This window comes from Pseudomonas mendocina, from assembly GCF_003008615.1.
In the GTDB taxonomy this organism is placed as follows: Bacteria; Pseudomonadota; Gammaproteobacteria; order Pseudomonadales; family Pseudomonadaceae; genus Aquipseudomonas; species Aquipseudomonas mendocina_C.
In genome coordinates this window covers 610,970-629,228 of sequence record NZ_CP027657.1, presented here as the reverse complement: position 1 = coordinate 629,228, position 18,259 = coordinate 610,970, and the positions used below count along the sequence as shown (strand labels likewise).

At 61.4% G+C, this 18,259-nt stretch carries 17 protein-coding genes; 9 read left to right on the top strand and 8 right to left on the bottom strand.

Annotation, left to right across the window (positions count from 1 at the left end):
- Positions 1–2 precede the first annotated feature (2 nt).
- The 4 genes from C7A17_RS02960 to C7A17_RS02945 all read right to left on the bottom strand — a co-directional run bounded on the left by C7A17_RS02960 (position 3) and on the right by C7A17_RS02945 (position 4,407).
- Positions 3–1,520 (bottom strand): tripartite tricarboxylate transporter permease, encoded by a 1,518-nt coding sequence (locus C7A17_RS02960; protein WP_106736608.1) that lies wholly within the window; start codon positions 1,518–1,520, stop codon positions 3–5.
- Between the two features lie 2 nt (positions 1,521–1,522).
- A complete protein-coding gene (locus C7A17_RS02955; RefSeq protein WP_106736607.1) occupies positions 1,523–1,978 on the bottom strand; it encodes a tripartite tricarboxylate transporter TctB family protein in 456 nt (151 codons plus the stop codon).
- 149 nt (positions 1,979–2,127) lie between these two features.
- Positions 2,128–3,048 carry a tripartite tricarboxylate transporter substrate binding protein gene (locus C7A17_RS02950; RefSeq protein WP_234035919.1) on the bottom strand — a complete coding sequence of 307 codons (921 nt, stop codon included), beginning with the start codon at positions 3,046–3,048 and terminating at the stop codon, positions 2,128–2,130.
- A 93-nt stretch (positions 3,049–3,141) separates the two neighbouring features.
- Entirely contained in the window at positions 3,142–4,407 is a 1,266-nt protein-coding gene (locus C7A17_RS02945) for an OprD family porin (RefSeq protein ID WP_106736605.1), read from the bottom strand.
- Positions 4,408–4,802: 395 nt separating this feature from the next.
- Between C7A17_RS02945 and C7A17_RS02940 the strand changes: the two genes are divergently transcribed.
- Together C7A17_RS02940 and C7A17_RS02935 are read left to right on the top strand one after the other, a co-directional pair.
- The gene (locus tag C7A17_RS02940; protein WP_106736604.1) at positions 4,803–5,474 is read left to right on the top strand and encodes a response regulator; all 672 of its coding nucleotides are present in this window, start codon (positions 4,803–4,805) and stop codon (positions 5,472–5,474) included.
- Positions 5,471–6,868, top strand: coding sequence for a sensor histidine kinase (locus C7A17_RS02935; RefSeq protein ID WP_106736603.1), 1,398 nt, complete (start codon positions 5,471–5,473; stop codon positions 6,866–6,868). The genes C7A17_RS02940 and C7A17_RS02935 overlap by 4 nt, the downstream gene beginning before the upstream one ends.
- Here the strand turns inward: C7A17_RS02935 and C7A17_RS02930 are convergent.
- The 3 genes from C7A17_RS02930 to ygfZ form a co-directional block, all read right to left on the bottom strand.
- The gene (locus C7A17_RS02930; protein ID WP_106736602.1) at positions 6,851–7,606 is read right to left on the bottom strand and encodes a substrate-binding periplasmic protein; all 756 of its coding nucleotides are present in this window, start codon (positions 7,604–7,606) and stop codon (positions 6,851–6,853) included. The two genes, C7A17_RS02935 and C7A17_RS02930, sit on opposite strands and share 18 nt — an antisense overlap.
- 138 nt (positions 7,607–7,744) lie before the next feature.
- On the bottom strand, positions 7,745–8,581 hold the full coding sequence (locus C7A17_RS02925; RefSeq protein ID WP_106736601.1) for an HDOD domain-containing protein: 837 nt from the start codon (positions 8,579–8,581) through the stop codon (positions 7,745–7,747).
- Between the two features lie 46 nt (positions 8,582–8,627).
- The gene (gene ygfZ / locus C7A17_RS02920) at positions 8,628–9,569 is read right to left on the bottom strand and encodes a CAF17-like 4Fe-4S cluster assembly/insertion protein YgfZ (protein WP_106736600.1); all 942 of its coding nucleotides are present in this window, start codon (positions 9,567–9,569) and stop codon (positions 8,628–8,630) included.
- Between the two features lie 145 nt (positions 9,570–9,714).
- Here ygfZ and C7A17_RS02915 point away from each other — a divergent pair, with 145 nt between their 5' ends.
- The gene (locus C7A17_RS02915; protein ID WP_106736599.1) at positions 9,715–9,969 is read left to right on the top strand and encodes an FAD assembly factor SdhE; all 255 of its coding nucleotides are present in this window, start codon (positions 9,715–9,717) and stop codon (positions 9,967–9,969) included.
- A complete protein-coding gene (locus C7A17_RS02910; RefSeq protein ID WP_106736598.1) occupies positions 9,953–10,420 on the top strand; it encodes a protein YgfX in 468 nt (155 codons plus the stop codon). Before C7A17_RS02915 ends, C7A17_RS02910 begins: the two co-directional genes overlap by 17 nt.
- Here the strand turns inward: C7A17_RS02910 and nadB are convergent.
- Positions 10,374–12,005 (bottom strand): L-aspartate oxidase, encoded by a 1,632-nt coding sequence (gene nadB / locus C7A17_RS02905; protein ID WP_106736597.1) that lies wholly within the window; start codon positions 12,003–12,005, stop codon positions 10,374–10,376. The two genes, C7A17_RS02910 and nadB, sit on opposite strands and share 47 nt — an antisense overlap.
- A gap of 507 nt (positions 12,006–12,512) precedes the next feature.
- On the opposite strand from nadB, the gene rpoE reads away from it, so the two are divergent.
- The 5 genes from rpoE (at position 12,513) to lepA (ending at position 18,259) form a co-directional block, all read left to right on the top strand.
- Positions 12,513–13,094, top strand: coding sequence for an RNA polymerase sigma factor RpoE (gene rpoE / locus C7A17_RS02900; RefSeq protein ID WP_003245473.1), 582 nt, complete (start codon positions 12,513–12,515; stop codon positions 13,092–13,094).
- A gap of 30 nt (positions 13,095–13,124) precedes the next feature.
- Positions 13,125–13,697: a sigma-E factor negative regulatory protein gene (locus C7A17_RS02895; RefSeq protein WP_106736596.1), complete on the top strand. Its 573-nt coding sequence runs from the start codon at positions 13,125–13,127 to the stop codon at positions 13,695–13,697.
- An 8-nt stretch (positions 13,698–13,705) separates the two neighbouring features.
- On the top strand, positions 13,706–14,653 hold the full coding sequence (locus C7A17_RS02890) for a MucB/RseB C-terminal domain-containing protein (protein WP_106736595.1): 948 nt from the start codon (positions 13,706–13,708) through the stop codon (positions 14,651–14,653).
- A 228-nt stretch (positions 14,654–14,881) separates the two neighbouring features.
- Positions 14,882–16,306 carry a DegQ family serine endoprotease gene (locus tag C7A17_RS02885; protein WP_106736594.1) on the top strand — a complete coding sequence of 475 codons (1,425 nt, stop codon included), beginning with the start codon at positions 14,882–14,884 and terminating at the stop codon, positions 16,304–16,306.
- A 153-nt stretch (positions 16,307–16,459) separates the two neighbouring features.
- A complete protein-coding gene (lepA, locus tag C7A17_RS02880) occupies positions 16,460–18,259 on the top strand; it encodes a translation elongation factor 4 (protein ID WP_106736593.1) in 1,800 nt (599 codons plus the stop codon).

Below are 18,259 nucleotides of genomic sequence, written 5' to 3'. Positions count from 1 at the left end.
CCTTAGGCGGCGTCAGCCACTTCAGCCTGACGCTGGCTGCGCTTGCGCCAGCTGCGGTAGAAGGGCAGGGCGATCATGCCGACGATCAGTGTCCACACGCCCCAGGTGATCGGGCTGGCGAACAGGATACCCAGCTCGCCGTTGGAGATCGACAGTGCACGACGCAGGTTCTGCTCCATCAGACCACCGAGGATGAAGCCCAGCAGGATGGCCGACAGCGGGAAGTCCAGCTTGCGCAGAATGTAGCCCGCGACGCCGATACCGATCATCAGGAACAGGTCGAAGGTGGTGGCATGCACCGCGTAGACGCCGATCGAGGTGATGATGGCGATGGCCGGTACCAGTGCCCAATACGGCACGGCGAGGATCTTGGTGAAGATCTTGATCATCGGTACGTTCATCACGATCAGCATGACGTTGGCGACGAACAGCGAGGCGATCAGACCCCAGACGATGTCCGGCTGGTTCTGGAACAGCAGCGGGCCAGGGGTGATGTTGTACAGGGTCAGTGCGCCGAGCATCACCGCGGTGGTGCCCGAGCCGGGAACGCCCAGAGTCAGCATCGGCACCATGGAGCCGCAGGCCGAGGCGCTGTTGGCGGTTTCCGGGGCAGCCAGGCCGCGCAGGTCACCATTGCCGAACTTGTTGTCCTTGTGCGCCAGGCGTTTTTCGCTCATGTACGCCACGGCACTGGCCAGGGTCGCACCAGCCCCCGGCAGGATGCCCAGGCCGAAGCCCAATGCGCCGCTACGCAGGTTGGTCGCCAGAACCGACAGACCTTCCTTGAGGTTGAACAGCATGCGGCCTTTGGCTTCGATGGCCTTCTGGCCATGGTGGGTGCGCTCGAGCAGCACGAGAATCTCGCTGACCGAGAACAGGCCGAGTACCAGCACCACGAACTGGATGCCGTCAGCCAGGCCCAGGCTACCGAAGGTGAAACGGTATACACCGCTGTTCGAGTCGATGCCCACGCACGACAGGAACAGGCCGATGCAGCAGGCAATGGCGGTCTTCATCGGCTTGTTGCCGGCCATGCCGGCCAGGCAGACGATGGCGAATACCATCAGCACGAAGTATTCCGCGGGGCCGAAAGCCACGGCCCATTTCGCCAGCAGCGGGGCGAAGATGACCACACCGCAGGTGGCGATCAGGCCGCCGACGAAGGAACTCCAGGCGGAGATGGACAGGGCAACGCCCGCTTTACCCTGACGCGCCAGCGGGTAGCCGTCGAGGGTGGTCATCACGGCCGAGGCTTCGCCGGGGATGTTCAACAGAATCGAGGAAATACGGCCACCGTATTCGCAGCCCAGGTACACGGCCGCGAGCAGGATCAGCGCGGTTTCCGGAGGCAGGCCGAGGGCGAAGGCGATGGGGATCAGCAGCGCCACGCCGTTGATCGGGCCCAGGCCCGGCAGCAGGCCGACCACCGTGCCGATCAGGGTGCCGCACAGGGCGGTGAGCAGGTTGTAGGGGCTCAGGGCGACACCGAAGCCCTGACCGAGATAGCTGAGGGTATCCATGATTAATTCTCCAGCGCGGCGAGGATGCCGAGCGGCAGGGGTACGTCGAGGGCTTTGTCGAACAGCAGATACAGACCGACGCCGAGTGCCACGCCAGCGATCACGCTGACCTTCCAGGAGCCCTCATACAGGCGGGCCATGGCGATGGCGAAGATGATGCTTGCCGGAATGAATCCGAGGAGTTCGAACACGGCGGCGTAGATGCTGAGAATCACCACGCAGCCAACGACCTTGCTCAGTACGTGGCGATCCAGTGGCGGCTCGTCATGTTCCGCCGTGGCACTGGCCGGTTTGGCGATCAGGTAGATGGCACCGAGGCCCATCAGCATCAGTAGCAGCAGTGGGTAGGCGCGAGGCCCGACAGGTTCATAGGAAAACGGCGCGTGGTAGCCCCAGGCGGTGGCGGCCAGGCCCAGGCAGCAGAGCAACAGCACGATGCCGAAGATGCGTTGGTACATGAGGAAATCCTCGTGGTGTTGTGTTGCCTGCCGGGTTTCCTGGCGTGAACGACGCCAGCCCGTGAGCACGAAGCTCCAGGCGGTTGGGGATTGCGGGTTGCGGAAACTGCCGGAGCGCCAACACCGCTAGGTGCTGGCGCCCTGGCGCGTTACTGCTGGATCAGGCCGAATTCCTGAGCCAGTTGCTTGTACTGAACGACCTGCTGCTTGACGTAGGCATCCAGTTCATCGCCGGTCATGGCGAAGGGGTAGAGTTCGCGCTGTTCACGCAGCTTGGCGAAGTCTTCCGAGGCCAGTAGCTGATCGAAGGCGTTCTTCCACCAGGCGTAGGCTTCGTCGCTGACTTTCGGGCCAACGTAGAAACCACGGATTACCGGCCAGGTCACGTCGTAGCCTTGTTCCTTGGCGGTCGGGATCTTCGAGACCACTTCGCCCGGCAGGCGCTCGTCGGAGAACACCGCGAGGATGCGCATGTCGCCACTTTCGATGTGCGGCACGGAGTCGGAAATGTCGGTACTGGCGACCTGGATGTGACCGCCGAGCAGGGCGGTAGCCAGTTCACCACCACCTTCCATGGCCACGTAACGCAGTTGGCGCGGGTCGATGCCGGCAGCGCGGGCGATCAACGCGGTTTGCATCCAGTCCTGGCTGCCAACGGTACCGCCGGAGCCGATCACCACTTTGCCGGGCTCGGCCTTGATGGCGGCGACCAGGTCGTCGAGGGTCTTGTACGGCGAGTCGCTACGTACGGCCAGGGCACCATAGCTGGTGCCGACGCCGGCCAGCCACTTCACGGCATTCTCGTCGAAACGACCGAACTTGCCTTGCGCCAGGTTCAGCAGGGAGCCGCTGGAGAAAGCGGTGATGGTGCCGGCTTCGGACGGGCGCTGAGCGACCACCGCGTTGTAGGCCACGGCGCCAACGCCGCCCGGCATGTAGGTCACACGCATCGGCGAGGAGAGTAGCTTGCTGTCCACCAGCGCGCTTTGCGCCAGTTTGCAGGTCAGGTCGAAACCACCGCCCGGGGCTGCCGGGGCGATGCATTCTGGGCGTTTCGGTTCGGCAGCCATCAGCTGGCTGGCGAAGGCCAGGCAGGAGGCAGCGATTGCGGCACGGATCAGGGCAGGTTTCATGATGGATCTCCTCGCTAATCTTATTGTGGATTACCAGATGGGCAGGCTGTAGCCGACGATGATGCGGTTCTCATCCGCATCGCGAGCGAAGTCGGAACGGAAGCTGGCGTTACGCGCACGGATGTAGAGATCCTTGAGCGGGCCGCTCTGCACCACGTACTTGAGTTCGATGTCGCGTTCCCATTCGCCACCACGCTGGTTGCTACCGGCGACGCGCGCGTCGTCACTGGTGATGTAGCGGGTCATGAAGCTCAGGCCGGGCAGGCCGAAGCTGGCGAAACTGTAGTCGTAACGGGCCTGCCAGGAGCGCTGGTCGGCGTTGGCGAAGTCGTTGATCTGTACGAAGTTGATCAGGAACGGGTCGCTGCCGTCGATGTAGGCAAAACCGGTGTCACCGCTCATGTCCTGGAAGCCCAGGCCGAATTTGTGGCCGCTGATACCGTAGCTGACCATGGCGTTGATCGCACGGTTATCCACCTTGCCGGCCTTGGACGCGCCGCTGTCCTTGCTGAGGATCAGGCGCAGATCGCTGCTCAGGGTGCCGGCGCCCACCTTGTGGCTGCTCAGCAGGCCAAAGAAGTGCTGGCGGTAGATGTCGTCGAGGTCGGCGAAGTAATAACGACCGGTGAAGCCTGGGGCGAACTTGTAGTCGACACCGGCCAGATCCAGGTGATCGGCACTGATGCCGGCGGCGAAACGACGGTTCTTGCTGTTGAGTACCAGGTCTTCCTCGTCGGTCGAGGCGCGATCGATCACCTTGTCCAGGCGACCGCCGGTGAAGGTGAGGTTTTCCAGTTCGGAGGAGGTCAGCAGGCCGCCTTCGAATACCTGCGGCAGCAGACGGCTGTCGCTGGCCTTGACCACGGGCAGCTCGGGAACGTGCGAGCCATAACGGAATTCGGTTGCGGAGACCTTGACCTTGGCGGTCATGCCGATACGGCTGAACTCGTCAGCTGAACGGCCATCGTCGTGCACGGGCAGCAGATCGGTACCGGTGCGGCCCTTGCCCGAGTCGAGTTTGATACCCAGCAGGCCCATGGCGTCGAGACCAAAACCTACGGTGCCTTCGGTGAAACCGGACTGAACGTCCAGGCGAAAGCCCTGGCCCCATTCTTCACGCTTGTTCTGTCCGTCACCTTCACGGAAGTCGCGATTGAAATAGATGTTGGTGGCGGTGAGGGTAGCCGAGCTGTCTTCGACGAAAGCGGCTTGAGCGAGGGGGGCGGCGAGGCTGGCGGCGATGGCCAGACTGAGCAGGTGTGCAGGCGGGAAAGCCTGACGCGAGGCAGCAAACATGGTGTGGTCTCCGTTCTTGTTCTTGTAACGGCACTGCTCCACTGCAGGCCGCTCAGGCAGGTGGGTCGAGCCACCTGAGAGGCGATCCTAGGTGTGCAAGCTTTCAGCAGCCTTTCAGTGCTGAAAAAAACGCCGGGAGCGATTTTTGTGGCCTGCGCGGCTCCGTCATTTGGGTGTAGGGGGCGCCGTGCGCACCGAAGTGCCAATGCGAGTGTCAGCGGTGTGCACGGCGTACCCTACCTATCCCTCTCCTGAGGCCTGACGGACTGGCACTTCCCTACGAGGGCTGCGTTCTGTAGGAGAGGCTTTCGACTCGTTCGGCATTTCGGCAATTCACAGCATCGATGACGGCGCTACACTGCGCGCCTCGAACGATCTTGTAGTGGAGGTTTAGGGTGCGAATTCTGCTGGTCGAAGACCATCTGCAACTGGCGGAAAGCGTGGCCCAGGCCCTCAAGGGCGCGGGCTGGACGGTCGACGTGCTGCACGATGGCGTGGCCGCCGACCTGGCGCTTTCCAGCGAGGACTATGCGCTGGCCATCCTCGATATAGGCCTTCCGCGGCTCGATGGTTTCGCCGTGCTGGCGCGTTTGCGCGACCGTGGCCAGACCCTGCCGGTGCTGATGTTGACCGCACGTGGCGAGGTGAAGGATCGGGTGCACGGCCTCAATCTTGGCGCCGATGATTATCTGGCCAAGCCCTTCGAGCTTTCCGAACTGGAGGCGCGGGTCAAGGCGCTGTTGCGTCGCAGTGTGCTGGGTGGCGAGCAACTGCAACGCTGTGGCGAGCTGGTCTACGACCTTGGTGCCCGACGTTTCACCCTGAGCGGTGAAGCCTTGACGCTGACGGCGCGTGAACAGGCGGTGCTGGAAGTGATGATCGCCCGCTTGGGCCGGGTCATGAGCAAGGAGCAACTGGCTGCTCAGGTTTTCGGTCTGGACGAGGAAGCCAGTCCCGATGCCATCGAGATCTACATCCACCGACTGCGCAAGAAGCTCGAAGGGCATGCCGTGCGTATCGTCACCTTTCGCGGGCTGGGTTATCTGCTGGAGGCCGTGGAGGCATGACCCGTATCGGCAGCCTGCGTGGTCGCCTGCTACGCCGATTGGCGCTGCTGTTGTCGGTGATATTGCTGGTCAGTAGCCTCAGTGCCTACTGGAGCGCGCGTCATGCGGCGGATACGGCCTATGACCGCACGCTGCTGGCATCGGCCAGGGCCATTGCCGACGGCCTGTACAGCACCGATAGTGCATTGCGCGCCAACGTGCCCTACATGGCGCTGGATGCCTTCGCCTATGACAGCGCCGGGCGTATCTACTACCAGGTACTGGGGATCGAGGGTGAGCTGATCTCCGGTTACGAAGACCTGCCTTCGGCGCCTGCAGATACCCCGCGTACAGAGGATTATCCGGCGCTGGCGCGCTTTTATGACGGTATGTATCGCGGGCAGGGCGTGCGTGTGGTGAGTCTGTTGCAACCGGTCAGCGAGACCACCATCAAGGGCATGGCGGAAATTCGCGTGGCCGAAACTCAAGGCGCCCGCGAACGCATGGCTCGAGAGTTGCTGATCGGTACCTTGTGGCGCATCGGTTTATTGGTGGTCGTGGCGCTGCTGTTGGTTTGGGTGGCGGTCAGCCTGGCTTTGCGTCCGCTGGAAACCTTGCGCCGAGCCGTGGCCGAACGCGCCAGCGATGATTTGCGTCCATTGCCTGACGCCGAGTTGCCGCGCGAGATTGGTCCGCTGGTCGAAGCGCTGAATCAGTTCAACGAGCGCCTGCAGACGTTGTTCGAGCGGCAGTCGGCCTTTATCGCCGATGCGGCTCATGAACTGCGCACGCCGCTGGCCGCGCTCAAGGCGCGAATCGCCCTGGGGCTGCGTGCCGATAACCCCGATGACTGGCGCCAGACCCTGGAGCAGGCAGCCGAACACAGTGATCGACTGACCAATCTGGCCAACCAGTTACTGTCGCTGGCGCGTATCGAAAGTGGTGCGCGGGCTATAACAGAAGGTGGAGCGCAGCGTATCGATCTCAGCATGCTGGCTCGAGAACTGGGCCTGGCCATGGCGCCGCTGGCGCATGCGCGCGGTGTCGCGCTGGCGCTCGAAGCCGAGCAGCCGGTCTGGGTCGACGGTGAACCAACCTTGCTCAATGAACTGCTCAACAACCTGATCGATAATGCCCTGGCGCATACGCCGTCTGGCGGTAACCTGGTGCTGCGGGTTTTGGCGCCTGCGGTGCTGGAAGTCGAGGACGACGGACCGGGTATTCCTGAAGAGGAGCACGACAAAGTGTTCGAACGCTTCTATCGGCGCAGTGCGCAGGGCAGTGGCGCCGGGTTGGGCTTGGCTATCGTCGGCGAAATCTGCAGAGCGCATCGTGCGCAGATCACCCTGCATCAGGCAGTGCCACATGGTCTGCGGGTGAGGGTGGTATTCCCGGTCTCAGTGCCCGAGGCTTAACGGCTGCTGGATCTCCAGCAGGTACTGAGAAATCTTGCCGCTGTCGCGCAGTCGATTCAGGCCCTGGTTGAAGCGCTGCATCAGTTCGGCATTGCCTGGTACTTCTCGCGACAGCAGCAGATGCAGGCTGTCGCTGCGTAACGGCACCGGGTGAAAGCTCAACAGGCGACGTTCGGCAGCGCTGAAGTTCTGATAGAGCAGGTCGAAACCCACCACCTTGTCGACCGGGAAGAGATCGATGCGTCCTGCCAGCAACTGGCGCAATCCCTGCTCGTCGCCGGTCAGGCGCACCACATTGATTTCACCGGCCGCTTCAGCTTGCTGGAAGGCCTCACCATAGTCATAGCCACGCGTAGCGGCGATACGCAGGCCACGCAGATCCTCGATGCTGCTCCAGTCGAAGTGGCGATTCTTGCGGTGGAACAGGTAGTAGCCACTTTCCACCACGGGATCGCTGATATGGAAACGTTGCTCGCGTTCGCGGTTAGAAAGCCAGACGGCGCTGCCATCGCGCGTGCCCTGTTCGGCCATCTTCAGCGAGCGTGCCCAGGGGTGGAACTCCCACTGTACTTCGACGTTCTGCAGGGCAAAGGCTTCGGCGACGATACGGGAGGCGACGCCATGGTGTGGCAGATCCTCGCCCAGATAGGGCGGCCATTCACCGTTGGTCAGACGCACCGTGTCAGCAGCCTGAGCGCTGCCGACGAACAGAATGAGCAACAGAAGCGTGAGACGCATGGCTCTACTTCCTCAGGCGAATGGCTCGAGTGCGGAGGCAGTTTGTGACCTACATCCCTGTAGATCACCCTCCGGGCCGTCGCGGAGCGACGTCAAACATTGTTCCCGACAATTTTTGCCGTCCGTGGCGAGACGCTTTTATTGCAGCATGCTCATCGCTGCTTCCATGGCAGCAGACAGGTCTTCGTCGGCCTGCATATCGACGTTTGGATCGAGGCCGAGCTTGGCGAAGGCGGGAATCTTGCTCCAGTCCAGCTGGGTGTAAGGGTGCTCGCTGCCCAGGTAGCTCTGCAGGGTGGCGACCTGGACGATATCGACGTAATCGACCTTGGCCGAGTCGCGGGTGAAGTCCAGGTACTGGCTGGGCACGATGGCGATGGGCTCCGGGAACTCCCAGGTACGCAGGATCTTGTCGCCGATGATCGGGTGGATCTGCTCGATCACATGGTTGAGGCTGATGGAGTCGGCCAGCAGCTCGTTATGTTCTTCGGCGTAGGTGAGAATCGGCAGCACGCCGATCTGATGCACAAGGCCTGCGAGGGTGGCCTGATCCGGCATGAGGCGAGTGTAGTGACGGCACAGCACGTGGCAGATACCGGCGATCTCGGTGCTCTTGTTCCACACTTCGCGCATCTTGCGGTCGACCACGTCACTGGTGGCCTGGAACATCTGTTCCATGGCCAGGCCGGTCGCCAGGTTGCAGGTGTAATTGATGCCCAGACGACTGACCGCCATCTGCAGGTCGGTGATTTCCTTGTTGGTGCGCAGCAGCGGGCTGTTGACCACCTTGATGATGCGGGCAGTGAGGGCGGCGTCGTTGCCGATCACTTTGCTGATCTGCGGGATGCCCACGTCCGGGTCTTCCGCTGCCTCACGAACCTTCAGCGCCACCTCGGGAAGAGTAGGCAGCACCAGCTCATCGTTCTCGATGGCATGGATCAGATCCTGTTGGACTTTTTCGGCAAGCTTGCTCATGAAGTGGCTCTCTTAGGCGATCCGGTGTGGCGCCAGGGAAGTTTAGTCAGCGCTGGATTTCCTTGTCGGCATCCAGCTGGTAAGGCAGATCGAGTAGGGTCAGCGTCGGGCCTTCACTGCTGCCGAGATGAATGCGGCCGTCGTTCACGGCGTCTTCCTGCAGCACTGCGAGCAGTTCGACTGCGTCGCCGGCTTGGGCCGCCAGTACCACTTCGCCAACGCTGGAGCCATGCACCGGGGAGAACAATTCGACACCGATGGCCGGTAGCTCTGCAGCGACCAGACGCAGGCGCTGCAGGCGGCGCTTGAGCTTGCCGAGGTACTGCATGCGCGCGACGATTTCCTGGCCGGTGTAGCAGCCTTTCTTGAAGCTCACGCCGCCCAGGGCTTGCAGGTTGATCATCTGTGGGATGAACAGCTCACGGGTGGCGCCGAACACCTGGCCTACACCGGCACGAACCTGAGCCAGCAACCAGTCGTTCAGTGGCGCTTGTGGCAGATGGGCCGCCAGGTGGCTCTGCAGGCGTGAGGCCTCGGTCGCTGGTGCCCAGAGTTCGGCACGGCCATCGCTCAGGCGTACCGCCAGCAACTGGCCGGCGCTGCTTAGCGAGTCACTGGCATCGCCCAGTTGCAGGCCGAGCTCATTCAGCACGGCGTCGCCGCCCGCGAGGCCGAAGCGTATCCAGTCCTGGCTTTCGTCGCTCAGTTTGGATTTGGAGAACACGGCGTATTTCTGCAGATCGGCCTGCTGCGAGGCGATCAATTCGCGATCCATGGCGAGCAGGTAACCGCCCTCTACCGCAACGATGCGGAAGCTCGACAGCATGCGGCCCTTGGGCGTGCAGCGGGCACCAAGGCTCGATTGTGTCGGGGACAGATAATTGAGGTTGCAGGTCACTTGGCCCTGCAGAAACTTGGCCGCGTCTGCGCCGCGCACGGCGAGCAGGCCTTCGTGGTCGAGGAGGGTGAAGTACGCGCTATCGGCCATGGTAGAAGTGGTATCACTGAGAATAAGTCTGGTGCGCCATCATAGAGGGCGTGATAGGGCCTTGTCAGCGCAATTGCAAAGCGTCGCGGTGAACAGCGAAGCAATTCACCGTTATACTGCCGCCCTCGTTCGAGGAGTGCGTTGCATGGTTGAGCAAAGTGAACTGAATCGTCTGTTCTGGCATAGCCGCCGTGGCATGCTGGAGCTGGACGTCCTGTTGGTGCCTTTCGTCAGGGAGGTGTACCCGACCCTGGATGCCGAGAACCAGGCGCGCTACCGCAAGTTGCTGGAGTGCGAGGATCAGGACATGTTCGGCTGGTTCATGCAGCGCGGCGAACCCGAGGATGCTGACCTGCGCCACATCGTGCGCATGATCCTGGATCGTGTCCAGCCGCAATGATGTCTTCGAGTGCCGTTGGCAGCCGTCCCGCGCGCTGCTGAGGCTCTATCTTTCGGTTCTGGCGCTGGCCTTGCTGGCGCCCTGGCTGGCCGACATTCCCCTCTGGTCGAAACTGCTGTCGCTAGCCGTGTGCCTGGTGCATGCCGCCTGGGTGTTGCCGCGGCATATCCTGTTGTCGTCGGCGCAAGCCTTCACCGGCCTGCGTCGCGACGCGTCGGGCTGGCAGCTGTGGAGCGAGGCGCATGGCTGGCAGTCGGTGCAGCTGCTTCCCGATAGCCTGGCCTTGCCGCTTGCTGTGGTGCTGCGTTTTCGCTTGCCGGGACAACGTTTCGGTCGCGGGCTGTGCATTGCCCGCGATGCGCTGGCGCCCGAGCAGCATCGACGCCTGCGCTTGCGCCTGAAATTCAGCAGGCGACGCTGGGCTGAGCCAGAGGCGTCGGGGTCAGAATAGTATCGCGGGCTTCGGCCAGCTGCTCGGGGTAGTCCAAGGTGTAATGCAGGCCACGGCTTTCATGGCGCTGCATGGCCGAGCTGATCATCAGTTCGGCCACGAGAGCCAGGTTGCGTAGTTCGATCAAATCCCGGCTGACCTTGTAGTTCGAATAGAACTCGTCGATCTCGTCCAGCAGCAGGCGTACGCGGTGCTGGGCGCGCTGCAGGCGCTTGTTGGTACGCACGATGCCTACGTAGTCCCACATGAAACGACGCAGCTCATCCCAGTTGTGGGCGATGATCACGTCCTCGTCCGAGTCCGTCACCTGGCTGGCGTCCCATTGCGGTAGGTCGCTCGGGGCGCTGATGCTATCGAGTTGGGCGACGATGTCGGCACAGGCCGAGCGGGCGTAGACGAAGCATTCGAGCAGCGAGTTGCTGGCCATGCGGTTGGCGCCGTGCAGGCCGGTGAAGCTGGTTTCTCCGATGGCATACAAGCCTGGCACATCGGTGCGCCCGTGCTGGTCGACCACCACGCCGCCGCAGGTATAGTGCGCCGCGGGTACCACGGGAATGGCTTGTTTAGTGATGTCGATGCCGAAGCCCAGGCAGCGTTCGTAAACGGTGGGGAAGTGGCTTTTGACGAAGTCGGCCGGCTTGTGGCTGATGTCGAGATAGACGCAGTCGATGCCCAGGCGCTTCATCTCGTGGTCGATGGCGCGAGCGACGATATCGCGTGGCGCCAGCTCGGCGCGCTCGTCGAAACGTTGCATGAAGCGTTCGCCGTTCGGCAGTTTGAGCAGGCCGCCTTCGCCGCGAACTGCCTCGGTGACCAGAAAGCTCTTGGCCTGCGGGTGGTACAGGCAGGTGGGGTGGAACTGGTTGAATTCCAGGTTGCCCACGCGACAACCGGCGCGCCAGGCCATGGCGATGCCATCGCCACAAGCACCGTCCGGATTGCTGGTGTAGAGGTAGACCTTGGCCGCGCCGCCAGTGGCAAGAATCACGAAACGGGCGCCGAAGGTATCCACTTCGCCGCGGGCACGATCCAGCACGTAGGCGCCCAGGCAGCGATCACCGTCCAGGCCGAGCTTGCGCTCGGTGATCAGATCGACCGCCACACGTTGTTCCAACAGCTCGATGTTCGGGCGTTGGCGAGCCTGTTCCAGCAGGGTATTGAAGATCGCTGCACCCGTAGCATCGGCTGCGTGAATGATGCGTCGATGGCTATGGCCGCCCTCGCGGGTCAGGTGGAATTCGAAGCCGCCATCCTCGCGCGCTGTCTCATCGTCACGGGTGAAGGGGACGCCCTGGTCGATCAGCCACTGGATAGCCTCGCGGCTGTGCTCCACGGTGAAACGGGCGGCATCTTCACGGCACAGGCCGGCGCCGGCATCGAGGGTATCGGCAACGTGGGATTCCACCGTGTCGGTGTCATCCAGTACGGCTGCTACACCACCTTGCGCCCAGTAGGTCGAGCCGTTGGCCAGGTTGCCTTTGCTCAGAACCGCGATGCGCAAATGGGGAGGAAGAGTGAGGGCGAGGGTCAGGCCAGCGGCGCCGCTGCCGATGACCAGAACGTCGTGCTGGAAATGTTGGCTCATGTCGAGTTCCGCGTGAAAGCGAGCCCTAGTATATAGAGAGGGGCAGCGGCACAATAGCCAGCCAGAGCCGGATCAGGATCTGCTGCGCGTCGGCCCTACTGCGTTGAAAACAATCTCGGACTGCTCATTTACAGCTCGTAAACTCCGCGCCCTTGATCGTTTCGCCTTGTAGGGCTCTAGCTCGCAAGCTCCTGAACAGACTCTTATGACCGACCGTGGTGCTCGGGAACTTTCTTAGTCTTTAAGGTTCCATACAGGGTCGCCCATATAAGGGAGAGCGCTTGCGCGTGCCTGCATCTGAAGTCAGCGGAGGGTGTGGAAAATGAGCAGCGATAAGATTATTTGCTCGAGTGGAGAGGTTCCGCTCGTGCCGTTCCGGGCAGAGGGAAGAAAACTCTGCGGGAAGCTTGCTTGGAGGGGAGAACTTTTGCGTAAGGCCCGAGTCTATCTTGGCAAGCTGATTCGCTTTCGGGCGCAAGCCTCCTCCAAGCGTAACGAGGAGAGTGCATGCTAACCCAGGAAGATGATCAGCAGCTGGTCGAGCGAGTGCAGCGTGGTGACAAGCGTGCCTTCGATCTGTTGGTGCTGAAGTATCAGCACAAGATCCTCGGTTTGATCGTGCGATTCGTGCACGACACTCACGAGGCTCAGGATGTCGCTCAAGAGGCGTTCGTAAAAGCCTATCGAGCGCTTGGAAACTTTCGCGGTGACAGCGCGTTCTATACATGGCTGTACCGCATCGCCATCAACACGGCGAAGAACTACCTGGTGTCCCGCGGTCGGCGGCCGCCAGATAGTGATGTCAGTAGCGATGACGCGGAGTTCTATGACGGCGACCATGCCCTCAAGGACATCGAGTCACCGGAACGGGCATTGCTGCGCGACGAGATCGAGGCGACTGTGCATCGAACCATCGCCCAGCTGCCGGATGATTTGCGTACGGCTCTGACCTTGCGTGAGTTTGAAGGTCTGAGTTATGAGGACATCGCTAGCGTCATGCAGTGTCCGGTTGGTACGGTGCGTTCGCGGATCTTCCGTGCGCGTGAGGCAATTGATAAGTCCCTGCAACCTCTGTTGCAGGAAGCCTAAGGCAGCGGCGACAGCCAAGAGAGGAACACCATGAGTCGTGAAACCCTGCAGGAATCGCTGTCCGCGGTGATGGATAACGAAGCGGACGAACTGGAGCTGCGGCGTGTGCTTGCAGCCAGTGAGAATGGCGAGTTGCGTGGCACCTGGTCGCGTTATCAGGTCGCCCGGGCAGCCATGCACCGTGAGTTGCTGGTGCCGCAGCTAGACATCGCTTCTGCGGTTTCCGCGGCGCTGGCTGACGAGGCTGCACCCGCTCGCAAGACGCCGATGTGGCGCAGTGTCGGGCGTGTAGCGGTCGCAGCTTCGGTGACTGTTGCCGTGCTGGCAGGCGTACGTCTGTACAACCAGGATGACCTGAACGGCGCGCAACTGGCCCAGCAAACGACTTCTCCGGTAATCTCTGTGCCGCAAGTGCAGGGGCCTGCACTGCTCGCCGGCTACAACAGCAGCGAAGAAGTCAGCGAGGCCGCCGAGCCCGGTACTGCAAGCTGGCACGAACAGCGCCTGCCGACTTACCTGCGCCAGCATGCACAGCAAGCGGTCATGGGTGCCGGTGAGACCGCTCTACCTTACGCACGAGCTGCCAGCCTGGAAAATCGCTAAGGAATCACATGCGCGCGATCCCTCTCTGTCTGCTCAGTGGCTTGCTGGCTATGCCGGTGCACGCCACTGAGGTGCAGGACTGGCTCAAGCGCCTCGCAGATGCGGAGCGTCAACAGAGCTTTCAGGGCACTTTCATCTACGAGCGTAATGGCAGTTTTTCCACTCACGGCATCTGGCATCGAGTGGGGGAGGGGGGCGAAATTCGCGAGCGCCTTCTGCAACTCGATGGCCCTGCGCAGGAAGTGCTCAAGGTCGACGGACAAGCGCAGTGCGTAAGCGGTGCGTTGGCCGACCAGGTCAGCGAAGGGCAAGCTTGGCCGGCACGCCATCTCGATGCAGAACAACTGAGTAACTGGTACGACATACGTGTCGCGGGACAGTCTCGCATCGCAGGCCGTGCAGCCGTGGTTCTGGTATTGGAGCCCAAGGATCAGCATCGTTATGGCTTCGAACTGCATCTGGATCGCGAGACGGGGCTGCCGCTGAAATCCTTGTTGCTCAATGAGCGAGGCCAGCTTCTGGAGCGTTTCCAGTTCGCCCAGTTGAATGTTGTGGCGCCTGATTCCAGCGACGTGCAGCCCAGCTCGCGTTGTCGCCCTGTGCGCCTGCATGCGGTCGACAGCATGGCTGAAGGCAGTTGGCGCTCGGAGTGGTTGCCTCCCGGTTTCACGCTTAATGCTGCTCAGTTGCGGCAGTTGCCATCCTCTGATGCGAAAGTCGCCTACCTGATGTATGGCGATGGCCTGGCGCGGTTTTCGGTATTCCTCGAGCCCTTGAACGGCAGCGTTGTGGACGACGCGCGAAGCCAGTTGGGGCCGACTGTTGCAGTGTCGCGTCGTATGAGCACTGATTCGGGTGAGGTCATGGTTACCGTTGTCGGCGAAATTCCATTGGGAACCGCCGAGCGTATTGCCCTTTCCATGCGTGCCGGAGTGCCTGCACAGGCCAGCAAATGAGTGAAGAGTCGGGTGTTATGCGGCATTGCTTGGGGCGTCTGTTATGCCCTGTTGGTCAATGCCGCTCTGGCTGCGATTCTCATCTTTCTCCTTATCACCGGCGCGCTGGTGTATTTCGCGTTGTGTCGAGAAACCCGCTTTATAACCCGTTGTCCTACGTACGCTGCTGGTGATGATGCCGGTGGCGCACTGAGAGTGTCCGCGTTTCACATGGGGAGTCGTCGTTCGATGAAAAATCTCAAGTCCGTTGCACCGCTGCTGGTTGCAGCGCTGCTGTGGGGGCAGAGTCTGCTGGCGCAAGCCAGTCTGCCGGACTTCACCGAGTTGGTGGAGGAGGCCTCGCCAGCGGTCGTCAATATCAGTACGCGGCAGAAGGTTCCCGAGCGCAATGTCGCCGGGCAGCCGGGGATGCCCGATCTGGAAGGTCTGCCGCCGATGTTTCGTGAATTCTTCGAGCGCAATATTCCGCAGGTGCCGCGCAATCCTGGCGGTCGCCAGCGCGAGGCGCAGTCTCTCGGCTCCGGGTTCATCATTTCTTCCGATGGCTACGTGCTGACCAACAACCATGTGGTTGCCGACGCAGACGAAATCATCGTGCGTCTTTCCGATCGCAGTGAGCTAGAGGCCAAGCTGATCGGTGCCGATCCGCGCAGCGACGTTGCTTTGCTCAAGGTCGAGGGCTCGGGTCTGCCAACCGTGCCGCTGGGCAAGGCCGATGACCTGAAGGTCGGTGAGTGGGTGCTGGCCATCGGCTCGCCGTTCGGCTTTGACCACTCGGTAACTGCCGGCATCGTCAGTGCCAAAGGGCGTAATCTGCCGAGCGACAGCTATGTGCCATTCATCCAGACCGATGTGGCGATAAACCCAGGTAACTCCGGTGGCCCGCTGTTCAACCTGAAGGGCGAAGTGGTCGGCATCAACTCGCAGATTTTCACTCGCTCCGGTGGTTTCATGGGTCTGTCCTTCGCTATTCCGATGGAAGTGGCCATGCAGGTCGCCGATCAGCTCAAGGCTGAAGGAAAAGTGACCCGTGGCTGGCTAGGCGTGGTGATTCAGGAGGTGAACAAGGATCTGGCCGAGTCTTTCGGTCTGGACAAACCGGCCGGTGCACTGGTCGCTCAGGTGTTGGAGGATGGCCCGGCGGACAAGGGCGGCCTGCAGGTAGGTGACGTTATCCTCAGCCTCAATGGTAAACCCATCATCATGTCGGCTGACCTGCCGCATCTGGTTGGTGGTCTCAAGCCCGGCGAAAAGGCCGAGATGGACGTGGTGCGTGACGGTTCGCGCAAGAAACTCAACGTCACCATCGGCACCTTGCCTGAAGAAGGTCAGGAGCTGGCCTCTACGGGCTCTGCCCAGGGCGGTGAGCGCAGCAACAATCGCCTGGGTGTGACGGTTGCCGAGTTGACGGCCGAGCAGAAGAAGGGGCTCGACCTGAAGGGCGGCGTAGTCGTCAAGGACGTGCTCAACGGGCCGGCCGCGATGATCGGGCTGCGCCCGGGCGATGTGATTACCCACCTGAACAATCAGGCCATCGACTCCACCGCTACCTTCACCCAGGTGGCGCAGGAACTGCCGAAGAACCGTTCTGTATCCATGCGTGTATTGCGCCAGGGGCGCGCCAGCTTCATTACCTTCAAGTTGGCGGAATAAGGCTCATATACGACGGAAAAAGGGCGCTTTCGGGCGCCCTTTTACGTATCTGCGAGTCCGGGTGCCAGACGTGACGCGGCTATCAGGGTTCAGGTACAATCCGCGGCTATTTTCGGCAAGCGTCTTGCCTGTGCCTTCTTCGAGTGTTGATCTGTGAGTGACCTGAGTCATATCCGCAATTTTTCCATCATTGCCCACATTGACCACGGCAAGTCCACTTTGGCTGACCGTTTCATCCAGATATGCGGCGGCTTGACCGCGCGCGAGATGGAGGCTCAGGTACTGGACTCCATGGATCTGGAACGTGAGCGTGGCATCACGATCAAGGCCCACAGCGTTACGCTCTATTACAAGGCGCAGGACGGCATCACCTATCAGCTGAACTTCATCGATACCCCTGGTCACGTCGACTTCACCTACGAGGTCAGCCGCTCGCTGGCGGCCTGTGAAGGTGCGTTGCTGGTGGTCGATGCCGGTCAGGGTGTCGAGGCGCAGTCGGTCGCCAACTGCTACACCGCCATCGAGCAGGGCCTGGAAGTGATGCCCGTGCTGAACAAGATGGATCTGCCGCAGGCCGATCCGGATCGGGTCAAGGACGAGATCGAGAAAATCATCGGTATCGATGCCTCCGAGGCGGTGGCTTGCAGTGCCAAGAGCGGCATGGGCGTCGAAGATGTGCTCGAGCGCCTGGTACAGACCATTCCGGCACCGACCGGCGAGATTGATGCGCCGCTGCAGGCGCTGATCATCGACTCCTGGTTCGACAACTACCTGGGCGTCGTTTCCCTGGTGCGTGTACGTCACGGCCGGGTGAAGAAGGGCGACAAGATTCTGGTCAAGTCCACTGGCAAGGTGCACCTGGTCGACAGCGTGGGTGTATTCAACCCCAAGCACACCGCTACGGCTGATCTGAAAGCCGGTGAAGTGGGCTTCATCATCGCCAGCATCAAGGACATTCATGGTGCGCCGGTGGGCGATACCCTGACCCTCAGTTCGACTCCTGACGTCGAAGTGCTGCCAGGCTTCAAGAAGATCCAGCCGCAGGTCTACGCGGGCCTGTTCCCGGTCAGCTCCGATGATTTCGAAGATTTCCGCGATGCCCTGCAGAAGCTGACCCTCAACGATTCGTCGCTGCAATATCTGCCGGAAAGCTCCGACGCACTGGGCTTCGGCTTCCGTTGCGGCTTCCTCGGCATGCTGCACATGGAGATCATCCAGGAGCGCCTGGAGCGCGAGTACGACCTGGATCTGATCACCACGGCGCCAAGCGTAATCTTCGAGGTCGTGCTCAAGACCGGTGAAACCATTTACGTGGACAACCCGTCGAAACTGCCGGATGTCTCATCGGTCGAGGATTTCCGCGAGCCGATCGTGCAGGCCACCATCCTGGTGCCGCAGGAGCACCTGGGTAACGTCATCACCCTGTGCATCGAGAAGCGTGGCGTACAGCGCGACATGCAATTCCTCGGTTCGCAGGTTCAGGTTCGCTACGACCTGCCGATGAACGAAGTGGTGCTCGACTTCTTCGACCGTCTGAAGTCGACCAGCCGTGGCTATGCTTCGCTGGACTATCACTTCGACCGTTACCAGTCGGCCAATCTGGTCAAGCTGGACGTGCTGATCAACGGCGACAAGGTCGATGCCCTGGCACTGATCGTGCACCGTGACAATGCCCACTACAAAGGGCGTGCATTGACCGAGAAGATGAAAGAGCTGATTCCTCGGCAGATGTTCGATGTGGCGATCCAGGCAGCCATTGGTGGCCAGATCGTTGCGCGTACCACTGTCAAGGCGCTGCGCAAGAACGTATTGGCCAAGTGCTACGGCGGTGACGTCAGCCGTAAGAAAAAGCTGCTGGAGAAGCAGAAGGCCGGTAAGAAACGCATGAAGCAGGTCGGCAACGTGGAAATTCCACAGGAAGCCTTCCTCGCTGTGCTCAGGTTGGATGGCTAA